This is a genomic window from Pseudarthrobacter sp. 1G09 (assembly GCF_050038305.1).
In the GTDB taxonomy this organism is placed as follows: domain Bacteria; phylum Actinomycetota; class Actinomycetes; order Actinomycetales; family Micrococcaceae; genus Arthrobacter; species Arthrobacter equi.
In genome coordinates, this window is the sequence record NZ_CP188306.1 from 2,138,119 (window position 1) to 2,154,049 (window position 15,931).

Annotated in this window: 14 protein-coding genes and 2 pseudogenes; 10 read left to right on the forward strand and 6 right to left on the reverse strand. The window is 69.0% G+C overall.

Annotated features, from left to right (window positions below; all coding sequences use genetic code 11):
- The first annotated feature begins 9 nt into the window (after positions 1 to 9).
- A complete protein-coding gene (locus ACP3TD_RS09815) occupies positions 10 to 2,010 on the forward strand; it encodes a vWA domain-containing protein (RefSeq protein WP_426762670.1) in 2,001 nt (666 codons plus the stop codon).
- 24 nt (positions 2,011 to 2,034) lie between these two features.
- Here ACP3TD_RS09815 and ACP3TD_RS09820 read toward each other — a convergent pair.
- The 3 genes and pseudogenes from ACP3TD_RS09820 to ACP3TD_RS09830 form a co-directional block, all read right to left on the reverse strand.
- Positions 2,035 to 2,463 (reverse strand): annotated as a pseudogene (locus tag ACP3TD_RS09820) (glycogen debranching N-terminal domain-containing protein); the annotation flags it as partial.
- Between the two features lie 204 nt (positions 2,464 to 2,667).
- Positions 2,668 to 2,853: a glycogen debranching N-terminal domain-containing protein gene (locus ACP3TD_RS09825; RefSeq protein WP_426762672.1), complete on the reverse strand. Its 186-nt coding sequence runs from the start codon at positions 2,851 to 2,853 to the stop codon at positions 2,668 to 2,670.
- 572 nt (positions 2,854 to 3,425) lie between these two features.
- Positions 3,426 to 4,205: pseudogene (locus tag ACP3TD_RS09830) on the reverse strand (integrase catalytic domain-containing protein); the annotation flags it as partial.
- 163 nt (positions 4,206 to 4,368) lie between these two features.
- Here ACP3TD_RS09830 and ACP3TD_RS09835 point away from each other — a divergent pair.
- The 3 genes from ACP3TD_RS09835 (at position 4,369) to ACP3TD_RS09845 (ending at position 8,042) form a co-directional block, all read left to right on the forward strand.
- The gene (locus ACP3TD_RS09835) at positions 4,369 to 4,998 is read left to right on the forward strand and encodes a dihydrofolate reductase family protein (protein ID WP_426762674.1); all 630 of its coding nucleotides are present in this window, start codon (positions 4,369 to 4,371) and stop codon (positions 4,996 to 4,998) included.
- A 122-nt stretch (positions 4,999 to 5,120) separates the two neighbouring features.
- Entirely contained in the window at positions 5,121 to 7,028 is a 1,908-nt protein-coding gene (ribA, locus tag ACP3TD_RS09840; RefSeq protein ID WP_426762676.1) for a GTP cyclohydrolase II RibA, read from the forward strand.
- 66 nt (positions 7,029 to 7,094) lie between these two features.
- Positions 7,095 to 8,042, forward strand: coding sequence for a 5'-3' exonuclease (locus ACP3TD_RS09845; RefSeq protein ID WP_426762678.1), 948 nt, complete (start codon positions 7,095 to 7,097; stop codon positions 8,040 to 8,042).
- 52 nt (positions 8,043 to 8,094) lie between these two features.
- Here the strand turns inward: ACP3TD_RS09845 and ACP3TD_RS09850 are convergent, their stop codons facing one another.
- Entirely contained in the window at positions 8,095 to 8,352 is a 258-nt protein-coding gene (locus ACP3TD_RS09850) for a hypothetical protein (RefSeq protein ID WP_426762680.1), read from the reverse strand.
- Between the two features lie 348 nt (positions 8,353 to 8,700).
- On the opposite strand from ACP3TD_RS09850, the gene ACP3TD_RS09855 reads away from it, so the two are divergent.
- The 5 genes from ACP3TD_RS09855 (at position 8,701) to ACP3TD_RS09875 (ending at position 13,366) form a co-directional block, all read left to right on the forward strand.
- A complete protein-coding gene (locus ACP3TD_RS09855; RefSeq protein WP_091719967.1) occupies positions 8,701 to 9,213 on the forward strand; it encodes a flavin reductase family protein in 513 nt (170 codons plus the stop codon).
- A 170-nt stretch (positions 9,214 to 9,383) separates the two neighbouring features.
- Positions 9,384 to 9,716, forward strand: a complete 333-nt coding sequence (locus ACP3TD_RS09860) for a hypothetical protein (RefSeq protein ID WP_426762683.1) — start codon at positions 9,384 to 9,386, stop codon at positions 9,714 to 9,716.
- Positions 9,706 to 10,359, forward strand: a complete 654-nt coding sequence (locus ACP3TD_RS09865) for a hypothetical protein (RefSeq protein ID WP_426762684.1) — start codon at positions 9,706 to 9,708, stop codon at positions 10,357 to 10,359. The genes ACP3TD_RS09860 and ACP3TD_RS09865 overlap by 11 nt, the downstream gene beginning before the upstream one ends.
- 68 nt (positions 10,360 to 10,427) lie before the next feature.
- Positions 10,428 to 13,058 carry an ATP-dependent helicase HrpB gene (hrpB, locus tag ACP3TD_RS09870; RefSeq protein WP_426767187.1) on the forward strand — a complete coding sequence of 877 codons (2,631 nt, stop codon included), beginning with the start codon at positions 10,428 to 10,430 and terminating at the stop codon, positions 13,056 to 13,058.
- A gap of 161 nt (positions 13,059 to 13,219) precedes the next feature.
- A complete protein-coding gene (locus ACP3TD_RS09875; protein WP_426762686.1) occupies positions 13,220 to 13,366 on the forward strand; it encodes a hypothetical protein in 147 nt (48 codons plus the stop codon).
- 22 nt (positions 13,367 to 13,388) lie between these two features.
- On the opposite strand, the gene ACP3TD_RS09880 is transcribed toward ACP3TD_RS09875, so the two are convergent.
- Positions 13,389 to 14,075: an alpha/beta family hydrolase gene (locus ACP3TD_RS09880; protein WP_426762687.1), complete on the reverse strand. Its 687-nt coding sequence runs from the start codon at positions 14,073 to 14,075 to the stop codon at positions 13,389 to 13,391.
- 69 nt (positions 14,076 to 14,144) lie between these two features.
- Here ACP3TD_RS09880 and ligD point away from each other — a divergent pair, with 69 nt between their 5' ends.
- On the forward strand, positions 14,145 to 15,167 hold the full coding sequence (gene ligD / locus ACP3TD_RS09885; RefSeq protein ID WP_426762688.1) for a non-homologous end-joining DNA ligase: 1,023 nt from the start codon (positions 14,145 to 14,147) through the stop codon (positions 15,165 to 15,167).
- Positions 15,168 to 15,277: 110 nt separating this feature from the next.
- Here the strand turns inward: ligD and ACP3TD_RS09890 are convergent, their stop codons facing one another.
- Positions 15,278 to 15,898, reverse strand: a complete 621-nt coding sequence (locus tag ACP3TD_RS09890; protein WP_426762690.1) for an L-threonylcarbamoyladenylate synthase — start codon at positions 15,896 to 15,898, stop codon at positions 15,278 to 15,280.
- Between the last annotated feature and the right edge of the window lie 33 nt (positions 15,899 to 15,931).

The window sequence follows — 15,931 nt, forward strand, 5'->3', positions numbered from 1 at the left end:
GGAGGCAGCATGACCCTTCACGACAGGTCACGGTACGGCCGGTACACCGGCGGACCGGACCCGCTGGCCCCGCCCGTTGACCTCGCCGAGGCACTCGACGCCGTGGCCGAAGACGTAATGGACGGTTACTCGCCCCGCCACGCCCTGCAGGAGTTCCTCCGGCGCGGCGGCCGGAACCGGGACGGCCTGGACAACCTGGCCCGCCGCGTGCAGGAACGGCGCAAGGACCTGCTGAGCCGGCACCGGCTGGACGGCACGCTCGATGAGGTCCGCAAACTGCTGGACACTGCCGTCCTGGAAGAGCGCAAGCAGCTGGCCAGGGACGCCATGATGGACAACACCGACCGCGCCATCCGGGAGATGCAGCTGCAGAACCTGCCGCCGTCCACGGCGGCAGCGGTCAACGAACTCGCCTCCTACGACTGGCAGTCGGGCACCGCCCGGGAGGCGTACGAACGCATCAAGGACCTCCTGGGACGCGAAATCCTGGACCAGCGGTTCGCCGGCATGAAACAGGCCCTGCAGAACGCCACCGACGAGGACCGTGAAGCCGTCCACGGCATGCTCCGCGACCTGAACGGACTCCTGGGCAAGCACCGCCGGGGCGAGGACACCGCGGCGGACTTCCAGGAGTTCATGGCAAAGCACGGGCAGCACTTTCCCGAAAACCCGCAGTCGGTCGAAGAGCTGGTGGACGCGCTGGCCAAGCGGTCCGCCGCCGCACAGCGGCTCCTGCAGTCCATGTCAGCGGAGCAGCGCGAAGAGCTGATGCGCCTCTCCGCCCAGGCCTTCGGCTCGGCCGGGCTGATGGACCAGCTCAACGAACTCGACGAAAACCTCCAGGCGCTGCGGCCCGGCGAAGACTGGAACGGTTCGGAGACCTTCGACGGGCAGGAAGGCCTGGGCCTGGGGCATGGCACTGGAGTCCTGCAGGACCTGGCCGAGCTGGACGGATTGTCGGAACAGCTGTCGCAGTCCTACAACGGCTCACGCCTGGACGACCTTGACCTCGACGCCCTCAGCCGCCAGCTGGGGCCCGACGCCGCCGTCAGCGCCCGCACCCTGGCCGAGATCGAACGGGCCATGGAAGACGGCGGCTACCTGCGCCGGGGGCCCGATGGCGACCTCCGCCTGTCACCACAGGCTATGCGGCGGCTCGGCAAGTCCCTGCTGCAGGACACCGCACGGCAGCTGTCCGGGCGGCAGGGGCAGCGGGACACCCGCCTGGCCGGTGCGGCCGGAGAGCAGACCGGCTCCAGCCGTCCATGGGAGTTCGGGGATGCGGAACCCTGGGACGTCACCCGCACCATGACCAACGCGATCCAGCGCACCATGTCCGACGGCGGGAACCCGGCCCGGGAACTCCGGCTCACCCCCGAAGACATCGAGGTGGCCGAAACCGAAGCCCGCAGCCAGGCCGCCGTGGTGCTCCTGGTTGACGTGTCCTTCTCCATGGCCGCCGAGGGGCGGTGGGTGCCGATGAAACGGACGGCCCTGGCACTGCACCACCTGATCTCCACCCGGTTCCGCGGCGACCGGCTGCAGCTGGTCACGTTCGGACGCTATGCGCAGTCCATGGACATCGGGGAACTCACTGCACTGCCGGCACTGCGGGAGCAAGGGACGAACCTGCACCACGGGCTGCTGCTGGCCGGGCGCTTCTTCCGCCGGCACCCGTCCATGCAGCACGTCCTGCTGGTGGTGACCGACGGCGAGCCGACGGCACACCTGCTCCCGGACGGCGACTCGTGGTTCAACTGGCCGCCGGACACCGAAACCATCCGCGTCACAGTCGCCGAGCTGGACCGGCTGGGGCGCTCTGGCGTGCAGGCCACTTTCTTTCGTCTCGGTGACGACCCGGGGCTGGAACGCTTCGTGCAGCGGATGGCCCGCCGGATCGACGCGCGGGTGGTGGCGCCGGACGTCGGCGGCCTGGGCGCCGCAGTGGTGGGAGAGTACCTCCGCGCCCACGTCCGCAGCTCCTACAGCGACACCGATTGGGCCCTCTAAACCGGGCCTCACGCTTGTGGCCGGCTAGTCTCCGCTGTTCGGGGCCGTGCCGTTCAACTGATGAGGCTCCGGGCCGCTCCGGGTGTCCAGGCCCGCCTCCGAAATGAGCTCGGTCAGCCAGGGGCGGTGCTTGCGGTGGAACGTGAGGCCCTCCGGCAGGCCCTGGACGGTGGGTTCGGATTCTGTGATGTCGATCGTGATCCGGCCGCCGGCCAGGGGCACGTTGGTGATGTGCAGGTTTCCATAGGATTCGGGCAGTGCCGGGTCCATCCAAAACCCGCCGCGGGAGACGTGGGCGTCGTACCGCATCAGGCTGGTGATCAGCATGATCGGAGTGGTGGCCGCCCAGGCCTGCGGCGAACAGGCGGTGGGGTACAGAACCGGTTCGGCCACCTGCTCCCGGCTGAAGCCGCAAAACAACTCCGGCAACCGGCCGCCGGATGTCCTGCCTGCCGGTGGGGGCGACACTCAGCCGGGTGGTCCACAGGCCATGTCCCGGGACCACGGACTGGTAGGTCAACCCGTCCGCGGTGGCAACGCCGCCGCGCCCCCGCACCAGGACAGCCTTGCGGAGGTCCTGCCAGGTGGCGCTGATGATGAGGGAATCGCCGTCGGCCCCGCGTGCCTCCTGCCACCGCCGCTGGACCCTGGCCTCCTTCACCTCAAAGAGGTCGCCAGGGTCCACCCGGAAAGGATGCGGGTATCTTCGTGGAACATCCCGTGCGGAAGCTCCGGGCGGATATCGCCGTTGGCGGCAGAGATGCAGAATGATGAGCCTTCCACCAGGGTGACGGTCCCCGCCCCCACCGGCCCCGCCGCTGTGTCTGTGTTCCATCCAGCCATGTCCGCTCCTTTGACGGGGACGACGGTCTCCCGGCGGAATAGACGCTACGCCTCGCGCAGGCCGGCAAAAGGGGCGGACCCCCTGTTGCCTCATGGCAATACCTCCGGGAAGGTTGAGTCGTTGCCTCAGATGAAAAGCTCCGGTTGTCGCGGCGGTTCCACTGGGCGTTTACGGCGGGTTTGGCGGGGGTGGGCTGTTTGGCGGTGGCGATGGTTTCAAGCCGGCCGGTGAGGGCAAGAATCTGCCGTGAGAGGGCTGCTGGCCTGATCTTCTTGTAGTGGGCGTTCATCCGAATCACGGGCATCCGCGACAGGGCCGGGTCGGTGGCAGCGCGCCGGTGCGGGGTCGCTGCCCGGTCATGGGTTTTGCTGACCTTGGCTCCGTGGCGGACCTTGGTGATGAGTTTTTGCTGCGGCAGCAGGTAGTTGGTGAACACCCGGTCCAGTTCCCAGATCTCGTTGAGCAGTTCCAGTTCCGCGGCGGTGTCATAGCGCAGGTAGCCGACGAGCTCACGGACCCGGGACCAGTTCTTCTGCTCGACGTGGGCGCCGTCGTTTTTGTTCCCGGCACGGGACCGGGTGAAAGTGATCCGGTGCTGGAGGCAGAACTCGAAGAGCTCGTTGTTGATGAACTCACTGCCGTTATCCGAATCGATGCCGATGACGGGAAACGGAAAGACAGCCAGGACGTGCTGCAGGGCCGCGAAGACGTGTTTCTGTGCCTTGTTCGGCACGGACCGGTTCACAGTCCAGCAGGTCGCAATATCCGTGACCGTGAGCGTGAAGCAGAACTGACCGGAACTGTTCGAACCGTCGTGGCCGACCGGATCGATCTCGACAAAACCCGGCACCGCGCCGTCCCACTCGGCCCAGGTGCGGACCGGGATCTGGGACTTCAGCAACGATCCAGGCTTGGTATGGGCACGGCCATGCGGCAAAAGCTTCGCCCGCTGCCCCGCCAGTCGCCGGTCGATGGTCGCCGCGCTCATGCGGGCCAGCAGCATCGCCTGCCCATCGGTAATGTCCAGGGCCTTCTCGGCCCGCAGCATCGGCACGAGATCCGGCAGCATCGGAGCCAGCAGCTTCCCCGCCGGGGCCCGTAGCACCGCCCAGCAAAACACGAGTCTGTCCTGCAGATCAGCCCCGTAAACCGGGGCACGACCCGGCCTGACCGGCCGGGGCCGCGGCGGATCAAGCGCATGCCGCAAGACCGCCCGGGCATGATCCCGGTGCCAGCCGGTCAACTCGACCAGCTCATCCAGGATCCGCCCTTTCCTGGCCCGGTCACCAGCCCGGTAGGACTCGGCCAGGTGCTTCGTGACGGACTTGCGTTCACCCATCGTCAATCCCATCCCTCAAGGATGTCCGCGGCCGACCTTCCCGGAGCTTTTGATGTGAGGCAACGTATCCCGCTACGCGGAGGTTTTTTATGAGTCAACGCGGACCCTTGAACCGGCTCCCCTTCGGGCATAACATGGCGGCCACATCCACGCCGATCAGTCCAAGGAGCCGGCTATGGGCGCCACACCTGCTGAAACGTCACCAGCAACCCTGATGGTGGACCTCATCATCTCGCTGGACGGGTATGCCTCCGCCGAGGGGTGGCCCGGCTGGTGGGGACTGGAAGGGCCGGAGTACCTGGCGTGGCTGGACGAAGAGGCGGCAAAGAACTACACCTTCCTGCTGGGGGCCAACACGTACCGGCTGATGTACGGCATGTCTGCCCAGGCAGCGGTCGACCGCACCGGTTTCTCCGCGGAGGAGGGCGCCAGCCTCACCGGCCTGGCCGCCGTGCCCAAGATAGTGTTCTCGTCCACGCTGCAGGCGCCCCTGGACTGGCCGAACTCCACCCTGGTCACCGGGGACGCTGTGGAGGCAGTCCGCGAGTTGAAACGGACCGCAACAGGACCGCTGAGCACCCTCGGCAGCCTGAAACTGACCCGGTCATTGCTGGCTGCGGGCCTGGTGGACCGTTTCCGGCTGGTTGTCTTCCCGGTAATCACCGGCGCCAGCGGCCGGGAAAGGATCTACGACGGTTATCCCGACGTGATGCTTGAGATGGTGCAGAGCAGGACCTTTGACGGGCGGCTGCAGTTGCTGGAGTACGTTCCCACGGTGCTCACCGGCCCGCCCGGCAGCAGGTGATCGGAGCACGCTGCAGGAAAGAGTGTCACCGGAAGTCGCAAATGCTTGAACATTGAACTAACGAGACGTAAGATTTAGTTCAAGCTTCAAGTATTTCCTTTTCCGATAGCCGAGGACCCCCGATGACTGCTGTTGCCCACGCCCTGCTCCCGCACGCCGCCTTCCCCGCGGCCACCGTCCGCAGCCGCGTCACCGTCCCGCTTCGTTTCCCGGACGGCTATTCCACGACGGCGGAGATCCTCACCTTCCACGGCCTGGCGGACGGCAAGGAACACCTGCTGCTGGCTCTTGGGCCCTGGGAGCAGGCTCTCCTCAGCGGGGAACCGATGGTCCGCCTCCACAGCGAATGCATGACCGGCGATGTGTTCGGCAGCGAGCGCTGCGACTGCGGCCCGCAGCTGCGGGAAGCTGCCGAAACCATCACGGGCGCCGGCGGCTTCCTCCTCTATCTCCGGCAGGAGGGCCGCGGCATCGGCCTGTACTCGAAGCTCGATGCCTACGCCCTGCAGGACCAGGGCCTTGATACCTACGATGCCAACCTCGCGCTGGGCCACGGTGAGGACGAGCGGGACTACTCCGCCGCAGCACAAATGCTCGAAGCGCTGGGCGCCACCAGCATCCGGCTCCTGAGCAACAACCCGGACAAAGCCGAGCAGCTGACCGCCTTTGGCATTGGCGTCGGCGAAAAGGTTCCCACGGGTGTCCACCTGTCCGCCGCGAACAGCCGCTACCTGGCCGCCAAACGTGACCGTACCGCCCATACCCTGGACCTGGATCGTGACCCGCGCGTTGGACCGGGCCGCGGCACAGGTGCCGAACCCGCCGTCGTACCCAGCATGGCGAAGGGCGCCGGCGAGGTGCCAAGCCACGAGGAAATGCTCGACCGTGCGGCGGCTTTGGTGCCTGCCCTTCGGGCGGCGGCCGAAGAAACCGAGGGACTGCGCCGCCTCCCGGATGCCACGGTTGGCAGCCTTGAAGCCGCTGGGGTCTTCAGGATCCTGGCACCTGCCGCGGTGGGCGGCTATGGACTGGGCGCGGAAACGTACGGCGAGGCAGTCCGCCGCCTGGCCCGGGGATGCGCCTCCACGGCCTGGACCGCAGGCCATCTCGCCGAGCATGCCTGGATGCTGGCCCGCTGGCCGAAGCGGGTTCAGGATGAGGTGTTCGCCGGTGGCGGGATGCCGCTCGCGGCCGCGACCAGCGCACCCGTCGGTGCTGCCCGGAAGGTGCCCGGCGGCTACGCGGTCTCAGGCCACTGGAGCTTTGCCTCCGGCGTCATGCATTCGGAGTGGGCGCTGCTGGCCGTCCAGCAGGACGGCCAGCGGCTGCAGGCGCTGGTTCCCGTCGCAGACCTGGAACTGGTTGATGCCTGGCACACGGACGGGCTCCGCGGCACCGGCAGCAACGATCTGCGCGCCGCGGATCTGTTCGTCCCGGAATACCGGGTGATGGACTGGGCGCTCCTCAGCGCGGCGGACAACCCCGGCAGCCTGATCCATTCCGAGCCCCTGATCCACACCCCGATGGCCATACTGCTGAACCTGGTGGCCCCGGCGGCTGCACTGGGGTCAGCCGAATATGCGGTGGAACTGTTCCGTGACCAGCTGCTCGCGCCGAAGGTGAAGAACGGCGTCGAAATCCGCCCGGCCGATTCCCCGCTGGCGCAGGCACGCTACGCCCGGGCCGCCGGACTGCTGGCCACGGCGCAACAGCACTTGGAGGCAGGGCTCTCCGCCGTGGCGGCCTTGGTGCAGCCGGAGCCCGGTGGCCTGCAGGCGCCAGGCCTGCCGGAGGGGGAGAGGGCCGGGTTCCGGCTCTCGCTCGCCCTGAGTGCCGAGGCAGCGCAGGAAGCCGTCCGGGTGGTCCTCGCCGGTTCGGGCGGCAGCGCCCACCGGCTGGGCCATCCCCTGCAGCGTATCCAGCGCGACGTCGGCGTGTTGCTGAGCCATCCCACCCTGGGCATCGATCCCATCCTGGAACAGGCCGGCCGGGGGTTGCTGGGGCTGGGCTTCACCGCCCCGTCCTTCTAGGGCACCGGGTGGCGGCGGCATCCTGCCGCTGCCACCATTCCGGGCGGTTCCGTGGCAGGATCAGGTATGCCCCAGCGCCTGATGCTGCTCGACACTGCCTCGCTGTACTTCCGTGCCTTCTACGGCCTCCCGGACACCATCCGGCGCACCGACGGAACGCCGGTCAACGCGGTCCGGGGCCTGCTGGACATGATCGCCCGGCTCACCACGGACTACCACGCCACCCACCTGGTGGCCTGCTGGGACGATGACTGGCGGCCGCAGTGGCGCGTGGACCTGGTCCCCACCTACAAGGCGCACCGGGTGGCCGAGGCCAAGCCCGGCGGCACCGACGTTGAAGTGGTACCCGATGCGCTGGAGGCGCAGCTGCCAATGATCCGAAAGGCCCTGGAGCTTGCCGGCATCGCCATCGTGGGGGCAGCGCAGCATGAGGCCGACGACGTCATCGGCACCTACGCCACGCACGCGGCCATGCCCGTGGACGTCGTCACCGGGGACCGGGACCTCTTCCAGGTGTGCGACGACGAACGGCAGGTCCGGGTGATCTACACGGCGCGCGGAATGCGGAACCTGGAGGTCTGCACGGAGGAAACCATCGTGGCCAAGTACAAGGTCCTGCCGCAGCAGTACGCCGACTACGCCACCCTCCGCGGCGACGCGTCCGACGGCCTGCCGGGCGTTGCCGGCATCGGTGAGAAGACCGCGGCGTCCCTGCTGCTCAAGTACGGCACCCTGGATGCCCTCCTGGCGGCAGCGGACACGCCCGACGGCGGCGTGTCCGGACCCGTCCGGGCGCGGCTGTCCGCCGCGGCCGCCTACCTCGAAGCAGCCCCCGCCGTCGTCCGCCTGGTGCGGGACCTGCAGCTGCCTGCCGTGGAGGAAGCCGGCGCCCTGCTGGAACCGGTGGCCGGCGACCGGCGGGCGGAACTGGAACGGATCGCCACCGACTGGAACCTCGGCGGCTCCGTCCGCCGGCTCCTGGATGCCCTGGACCTGCGGGCGCAGCCCGGCTGACCCGCGCAGGCCCGGCCCCGGAGTTGCTGCCGGGCCGGACTTCAGAGGCTCTTCAGCGCCCGTCCCAGCCGGGCCGCCGCGTCCTCCAGCCGGGGCACGGAAACGTCGCCGCCAAAAGGTCCGGATCTGTGCCGGCGTCGGGCACGGCCGTTTTCGCCGTTGCGGCGTCGTAACGGTAGGGCCCGGTTTCCGGCGTGGGCGCCAACACCTCAATGTCAGGGTGGCGGGCGGACAGTTCCAGGACGAATAAGTCCACAGCCCGTTGTGGATGGGTGGGGCGTAGCCGCGCTTCGGGTTCTGCTGATGTCATGCCGGAATCTCTTTCGGGGTGGGTGCAGGGGGGAAGAATGTGGCAGGAAGGGAAAGAGGAATTTCCCGGGAGAGTCATTTTTCAATTCGGTTCTAAGGGAAATTAGCTTTGTTGGCCCCTGTGCCGCGAACCTGGACGAAACCGGAATAAACAAATCGAAATTGCAGGACACGCGGATCAACGGGCGGTAAGAAAGAGTCATAAACGGCGTAACCCTGCCGTCAGATGACGCTCCGGGTACCGGCGTGAAGCCGCGTTGCGGAGCACGTCAGTGCATTGCGGCGGTGCTTGTCGAATTGATTCGGGTAATGGTTTGGTGAGGTAACGATCCAAACGAGAGGCCACATAATGACAGCCACATCAGATCTTGCCCCCCGCCGGCTTCGCGATATTTTTGGAACTTTTGCGAGCGGGCTGACGGTAATTACCAGCTCGACTCCGCAAGGGCCGGCCGGCTTTACCTGCCAGTCGTTCGCATCCCTGTCGCTGGAACCCGCGCTGGTCACGTTCAGCCCCGCCCGAACCTCCAGCACGTGGCCAGTCCTGCGGGACGCGGGCTCCTTCACGGTGAACATCCTGCCGGCCGAACACCAGCACCTCGCCGGACAGTTTGCCCGCTCCGGAACGGACAAGTTCGCGGGGGTCAGCCACACGTCCTCACCTCTGGGCAACCCCATCCTTGACGATGCCCTCGCCTGGATCGATTGCGAACTTCATGCTGAGTACGACGGCGGCGACCACACCATTGTGGTGGCCAGCGTGCGGCACCTGAGTGCCCGGACGGACGCTGAGCCGCTCCTGTTCTTCAAGGGCCGGTACGCCGGACTTTCGCCGGCCCGCCTGCTCGAAGCCGCCAGCTGACCACAACCTTTGCTTCGGGATGACGAAGCAGTGGGCGGCCGTCTCCGGCCGCGTCGCCGACTGGTCCTGGTCCGGTTTCTGCAGGGTTTCTTGCATCCGCACCGCCAAGTAGTAAGCTTGCTGAGCATTACCGTAAGCGTGCTGATTAGCGGACGATGGAAGCAGGAACAATGGGCGCAGTATTCGGCGTTGCCTGGTCACTGATGCTCACTGCCGGCGGAGCAGCCGTTGCCGCGTCAGCCCCCTATGGCGGTGCGGCGCCGGGCGGACAGTACCTGGCCGGCCATGTGTTGCTGGGCGTGGGCATCGGGCAGTTGGCAGCGGTTCTGTTGCGCGCAGTGATCCAGGGCGTCCTCGGGCGCCTCCGCGGCCCGCAGGCTGTTGCCGCGGCAGATGCCGCCGAACCCGATATCGCGGCGGCCCCTGTTCCCGCGCGGGTTTCCACCCTGCCGATGCGCCCGGCTGCGTCCCTGGCCCCACTTCGGGGCCGGCATGCTGCCTGAGCTGCTGCCCGGCGGTGAAGCCCCCGCAGCGGCGCCCGTAGCACCGTTGCCTGTAGCCCCGTCACTGCCAGCACGGCGCCCCCGCCGCCTGTCGCGCTCCACTCTGCTCCGCAGCGGTACCGCCATCCTGCTCGCTGCGGCCCTCACGGCCGCCTCCGCGGCTGTCTACCAGGGGCAACAGGCCGGCGGCACCGATCAGGCCACCCTGCAGGGCTTCCAGATCCGGGTCCTGAGCATCAGCCAGGCGGCTGCGGAAAACAGGCTTGAGGGCGCACTGGCTGCCCTGCAGGGGCTGGAGGATGACCTCGACCGTGCCGCCTTCGACGGCCGGATCACCGCCCCGCGGCTGCGCGGCATCGAGAGTGCCCTGGGCGCCGTGCGGGCGGACATTACCGGGCAGTTGGAGTCCCGGGCTGCGGCGGCCGGCACCGCCGCTGCCGCCGGGACAGCACCCACAGCGGACGCTGCCCTGGCCGCGGACGGCACGCCAACAGCCGGTTCCGCAGGCACCGTGGCCGTGCCCGAAGCAACTGCTCCTGCTCCTGCCCCGCCGGCACCCGCGCCGGCCGTGCAGCAACAACCCGGCCCTCCGCCAGGTGTTAAAGCACCACGGGGCAAAGCCGAGGGCCACAACAAACCCTGACCAGTATCCCCGGGACCACGCTGCAGGGCTGCAGGTGGCGGTGCTGGAGGCAGAATGGACAGGTGAGTTTGTCCTCCGGCCCATCCGCCACCCCTGACATCCATTCCTTTGACCTCGCCGCCATCGGTGCGGACCTCGCCTTCGCACGGTCCCTCCCCGAACTCCGGAAGGCGCTCGACGCCGGCGGCCCGTCCGCCGCCGCGGTGGTCCAGGCGCCTCCCGGCACCGGCAAGACCACCATGCTGCCGCCGCTGATGGCCAACCTGGCCGGCGGGTCGGGCCGGGTTGTGGTGACCCAGCCGCGCCGCGTCGCAGCCCGTGCCGCCGCACGGCGCCTGGCCGTCCTGGATGCCACACCGCTGGGCGGCAGGGTGGGTTTCACCGTCCGCGGCGAGCGCCGGGCCGGATCGGAAACCCTCGTCGAGTTCGTGACCCCCGGCATCCTGCTGCGCCGCCTGCTGGCCGATCCCGGCCTGACGGGCGTGGCCGCCGTCGTGCTGGACGAAGTCCACGAAAGAGGCCTGGAAACGGACCTGCTGGTGGGAATGCTCGCCGAGGTGCGCCAATTGCGCGGCGACCTGCAGGTGGTGGCCATGTCCGCCACGGTGGAGGCTGCCCGGTTCGCGGCGCTGCTGGGGGATCCCGACGGCGGCCGGCCGGCTCCCGTGGTGGACTCGCCGTCGGTCCTCCACGCCCTGGAGATCCGCTGGCATCCGGCCACCGTCTCCAGGCTGGATGACCGCGGCGTGACGCACGCCTTCCTTGACCACGTCGCCACCACCGCAGCAGAAGCCCAGGAGCGGGCCCTGCGCACCGCCCCTTCGTCCGACGCCCTGGTCTTCCTTCCCGGCGCCCGGGAGGTGGCCCACGTGGCGGCCGGACTGCGGCATCGCCTGGGCGCCGCCATGGACGTCCTCGAACTCCACGGCCAGGTCAGCCCTGCCGAACAGGACAGGGCAGTCTCGGGCCGCCTGCCGGGCGGCAAACCAAGGATCATCGTGTCCACGGACCTTGCCGAATCGTCGCTGACAGTACCCGGCGTCCGCCTGGTGATCGACTCAGGACTGGCCAGGGAACCCCGGCGAGACGCTGCCCGCGGCATGGCCGGCCTGGTGACAGTGTCCTGCGCACGCGCCTCAGCGGACCAGCGGGCGGGGCGTGCCGCGCGGCAGGGCCCCGGAACCGTGGTCCGCTGCTACAGCCAGCAGGCGTTCGGCGCGGCGCCCTCGCATGCCACCCCGGAGATCAGGGTGGCGGACCTGGCCGGCGCCGCCCTGACCCTGGCCTGCTGGGGTTCCCCCGGGGGCCAGGGCCTGGCGTTGCCGGACGCGCCGCCGCGGCAGGCCATGGACGAGGCCATGGAAGTGTTGCGCGAGCTCGGCGCCGTCACCCCGGACGGTCATGCCACCGCCGCCGGCCGGGTCCTCGCGGAGATCCCGGCAGATCCGCGTCTGGCCCGCGCCCTGCTCGACGGCGCCGCGGACGTGGGTGCGCAGGCAGCCGCCGAAGTGGTGGCGGCCATTGCCGGGGACCAGCGGGCGCCCGACGCCGACCTGCCGCGGCTGCTTGGCAGGTTGCGTACGGAGGCGGGGCCGGCCCAGCGGCGGTGGCAGGAGGAGGCCCGGCGCCTGGAAGCACTTGCCCGCCGGCACGGGCCCAATGCTGCAGGACGCAACGCGGACGGACGCACCGGCCCCGCCACCGGCGAGGCGCCGGGCGCAGTCGTTGCGATGGCATACCCGGACCGGGTGGCACGCCTGGTGCCCGGCGACGGACCTGCCCGCTACCTGCTGAGCTCCGGGACCAGGGCCGGGTTGCCGGCGGGCAGTTCACTGGGCGGCCATGAGTGGCTCGCAGTCGCGGAAGTGTCGAGGGCCGGTGGGCGGGATGCCGCGGGCACCGGGGCAGTGATCAGGTCGGCGGCGCCGCTCACCGCAGCGCAGGCCGGGCACGCCGCCAGCCACCTCCTGGCCGAGGCCATTGAGGCAGAGTTCCGGCAGGGGCGGGTCACGGCACGGAAGGTCCGGCGCCTTGGTGCCATCGTGCTGGCAGAGACTCCCGTCCGGCCCACGCCGGAGTCGGGCCGTGCGGCGGTCAGCGCGGCCCTGCACCGGGAAGGGCTCGCCCTGCTGGAATGGTCGCCGGCGGCACGGGACCTTCGCGGGCGCCTCGCCCTCCTGCACCGAGAGCTGGGCGGACCGTGGCCCGATGTTTCGGACGGTGCGCTCCTGCAGCGCCTCGACGAGTGGCTCGGACCGGAACTCCAGGCACTCGCGGAAGGGGCCGCCGTCGCGCGCGTCGACCTGGCCGGGCCGCTGCGGAACCTGCTGCCCTGGCCGGACGCGGCACGGTTCGATGAGCTGGCGCCCGAATGGCTTGAAGTCCCCAGCGGTTCAAGGATCCGGGTGGCCTACCCGGTCCCCGGCGAAGAAACCACCCGGCCTGTGGTGGCCGTGAAGCTGCAGGAGTGCTTCGGGCTGGCCGAGTCCCCGCGCCTGGCCGGCGGGCGGGTTCCGGTCCTGTTCCATCTGCTGTCCCCGGCACGCCGGCCGCTGGCTGTCACCGATGACCTCACCTCGTTCTGGTCCGGGCCGTATGCCCAGGTCAGGGCCGAGATGCGGGGCAGGTACCCCCGGCATCCGTGGCCCGAGGACCCCTGGGCAGCTCCGGCCACCGCACGGACCAACCGGCGGAACTGAGGCGTGCACCGGCAGTACGCCACGGCGCACGGCTGCGCAGAGGGCTGCGTGAGAACAACGATACAAAGCTGAAACGTCCCGTCGACGTGCTGAAACATCCCTTGCCTAGGCTCTTTCCTACGCGGACAGCGTGGTCCGCACCACCTACGGAAGGACCCATCATGTTTCTCTTGACCAGCCTCACCCTCCTGCTGGATGGCCGCCGCAACGAAGCCGGTGGATCCCGCAACACCGAGTCCGGCACGTTCCCGGCGGGCCGGCTGACCTCTGCAGCGTGGGAGGGCTGGTGGCACGAAGACGCCGCCTAGCCCGCGCCGGGCCATGGCGTTATCAGCCGCTGGATCTGATGAAATCCGCCACCGGCGCCGCCAACGCGGCACCAACCTGGTCTGCGGGCCGTTTAGCCCCCGCCACCGCAAAGGAATGGTCGCCGCCGTCCACCCACTGCAGGACCGCCGTCGGGCCGATCCTGGCCACCACGTCTTCAAGGAGGGTGGCAGTGGCAAAGGTGTCCCGGCTGCCCTGCAGGAACAGCATGGGCGTGGCCAGCCCGTACAGGTGTTCGTCGCGCAGCTTCTCCGGCTTGCCCGGCGGATGCAGCGGGTAGCCCAGGTAGATGAGGCCGGCCGCCGGCATCCCCTCCGCCACGGCCATTGACGCCATCCGGCCGCCAAATGATTTACCGCAGGCCCACACGGGGCCTGTGTCACCGTGGACCGTTGCCTGCTCCGCGGCGGTATCCATGACGGCCCGCCAGGTGGCGATGGCCAGCGGAGGGCGGTCCGGAAATTTGCGGCCCGCTTCACGGTAAGGGAAGTTGAACCGGAGCGTGGCCAGGCCCAACCCGTTCAGGGCATCGGTGAACCCGCGCAGGAACGGGTGCTCCATGCCGGCGCCGGCGCCGTGCGCCACCACCACAGTGGATACGGGGCCCGCCGGGCTGTCCGGGCGGGCGTAGTCGGCGGAGACGGCGGTATCGCCCACCGCGATGGACAGGTGCTGATCGGTTGCGGGCATGGATCCATCATGCCGGACCTGGCAGGGCAAATGTGCTGCCGTGCGGACCGCGGGGTGTACGTTGTCCCCATGGCGAGCGAACAGACCACCATCACCGTCCCGGGCCCCCACGGCGAGCGTGAGATGCGCATTTCCAGCCCCAGCCGGGTCCTGTTCCCGGACCTGGGCCTGACCAAACTGGATCTCGCCCGGTACATCTGCGAGGTGGGGGAGGCGTTCATCGCAGCGAACGGGGACCGTCCGGTGTCCCTGCAGCGGTACTCCGACAATATCGACGGCGAGATGTTCTTCTCGAAGAACCCGCCCAGGGGCACCCCGGATTTCGTCCGGTCCGTCAAGGTGGTCTATCCGAGCGCGCGGTCCCATCCGCAGCTGGTACTGGACGAGCCGGCGGCCGCCGTCTGGGCCGTGCAGATGAACACGGTGGTGTTCCACCCCTGGCCGTCCCGGGCGGACAACACGGACAATCCGGACCAGCTCCGCATCGACCTCGACCCCCAGCCCGGTACGGACTTCGATGACGCCATCCCGGCCGCCCAGGTGCTGCGGGATGTCCTGGCCGAAGCCGGACTCGAATCGTTCATCAAAACCTCAGGCAACCGCGGCCTGCATGTCTACGCCCCGATCGAGCCGGTCCGCGAATTCCTGGACGTCCGGCGCGCCGTCATCGCCGCTGCCCGCGAGGTGGAACGGCGGATGCCGGACAAAGTGACCACGGCGTGGTGGAAAGAGGAGCGCGGTGAGCGGATCTTCCTGGACTTCAACCAGGCCAACCGGGACCGGACCATCGCCGGCGCCTACAGTCCCCGCGCCCTGCCGCACGCGCCGGTCTCCTGTCCCCTCACGTGGGATGAGCTGGAGAGCACGGATCCCCGGAAGTTCACCGTCCTCACCGTCCCGGACCGGCTGAAAACGGTCGGCGACCCCTGGGCCGGGTTCGGTGACAAGCCCGGCAGCATCGGCACCCTGCTGGAGTGGTGGGACAGGGACGTCAAGGACGGGCTCGGCGAGATGCCCTTCCCGCCGGACTACCCCAAGATGCCCGGCGAACCGCCGAGGGTCCAGCCGAGCCGCGCCAGGAAGCAGGACTGAGCCGCGAATCGTGCAGCGGCGCGCGGTGGCACCGACCCGCCGGCCGGCGTCGTGATGTACGACGGCGGCCGGCGGCAAAGTGCCCAGGGAAGGCGGTCAGGGCCCGGCGATTACTCGAAGCGTGACGGGTCTCCCATGCCGCGCCGGACCACCTCGGCCACCCCGCTGGAAAAATCCACCACCGTGGTGGGTTCGGCCCCGCAGTCGCCGGCATCGATCACGGCGTCCACCTGGTGGTCCAGGCGTTCCTTGATTTCCCAGCCCACGGTCAGCGGCTCGTCCTCGTCCGGCAGCAGCAGGGTACTGGACAGCAGCGGTTCACCCAGTTCGGCCAGCAGGGCCTGGACTACCCGGTTGTCCGGGATCCGCACTCCCACCGTCTTCTTCTTGGGGTGCAGCAGCCGCTTGGGGACCTCCTTGGTAGCCGGCAGGATGAACGTATAGCTTCCGGGTGTCACGGACTTGATGCTCCGGAACACATCGTTGCCGATGTTCACGAACTGGCCCAGTTGGGCGAAGTCACGGCACACCAGGGTGAAGTGGTGCTTGCCATCCAGATGGCGGATGGTCCGGATCCGGTCCAGTGCGTCCTTGTTGCCCATCTGTGCCCCCAGCGCATAGCAGGAGTCTGTGGGGTAGGCGATGAGCCCGCCGTCGCGGACGATGCTGACGGCCTGCGCAATGGCGCGGGGCTGGGGATCGTGCGGGTGAACATCGAAAAATCTGGCCATCACCCGAGCCTACTTTCCTCCGGAGCGTTAGGC

Bases quoted from the DNA above. Each gene is read 5' to 3' on its own strand.
- ACP3TD_RS09855 (WP_091719967.1), top strand. From the start codon at position 8,701: ATGACAGCCACATCAGATCTTGCCCCCCGCCGGCTTCGCGATATTTTT.
- ACP3TD_RS09860 (WP_426762683.1), top strand. From the start codon at position 9,384: ATGGGCGCAGTATTCGGCGTTGCCTGGTCACTGATGCTCACTGCCGGC.
- ribA (WP_426762676.1), top strand. From the start codon at position 5,121: ATGACTGCTGTTGCCCACGCCCTGCTCCCGCACGCCGCCTTCCCCGCG.
- ACP3TD_RS09850 (WP_426762680.1), bottom strand. From the start codon at position 8,352: ATGACATCAGCAGAACCCGAAGCGCGGCTACGCCCCACCCATCCACAA.
- ACP3TD_RS09880 (WP_426762687.1), bottom strand. From the start codon at position 14,075: ATGCCCGCAACCGATCAGCACCTGTCCATCGCGGTGGGCGATACCGCC.
- ACP3TD_RS09890 (WP_426762690.1), bottom strand. From the start codon at position 15,898: ATGGCCAGATTTTTCGATGTTCACCCGCACGATCCCCAGCCCCGCGCC.
- ACP3TD_RS09825 (WP_426762672.1), bottom strand. From the start codon at position 2,853: ATGGCTGGATGGAACACAGACACAGCGGCGGGGCCGGTGGGGGCGGGG.
- ligD (WP_426762688.1), top strand. From the start codon at position 14,145: ATGGCGAGCGAACAGACCACCATCACCGTCCCGGGCCCCCACGGCGAG.
- ACP3TD_RS09815 (WP_426762670.1), top strand. From the start codon at position 10: ATGACCCTTCACGACAGGTCACGGTACGGCCGGTACACCGGCGGACCG.
- ACP3TD_RS09835 (WP_426762674.1), top strand. From the start codon at position 4,369: ATGGGCGCCACACCTGCTGAAACGTCACCAGCAACCCTGATGGTGGAC.
- ACP3TD_RS09845 (WP_426762678.1), top strand. From the start codon at position 7,095: ATGCCCCAGCGCCTGATGCTGCTCGACACTGCCTCGCTGTACTTCCGT.
- ACP3TD_RS09865 (WP_426762684.1), top strand. From the start codon at position 9,706: ATGCTGCCTGAGCTGCTGCCCGGCGGTGAAGCCCCCGCAGCGGCGCCC.
- ACP3TD_RS09875 (WP_426762686.1), top strand. From the start codon at position 13,220: ATGTTTCTCTTGACCAGCCTCACCCTCCTGCTGGATGGCCGCCGCAAC.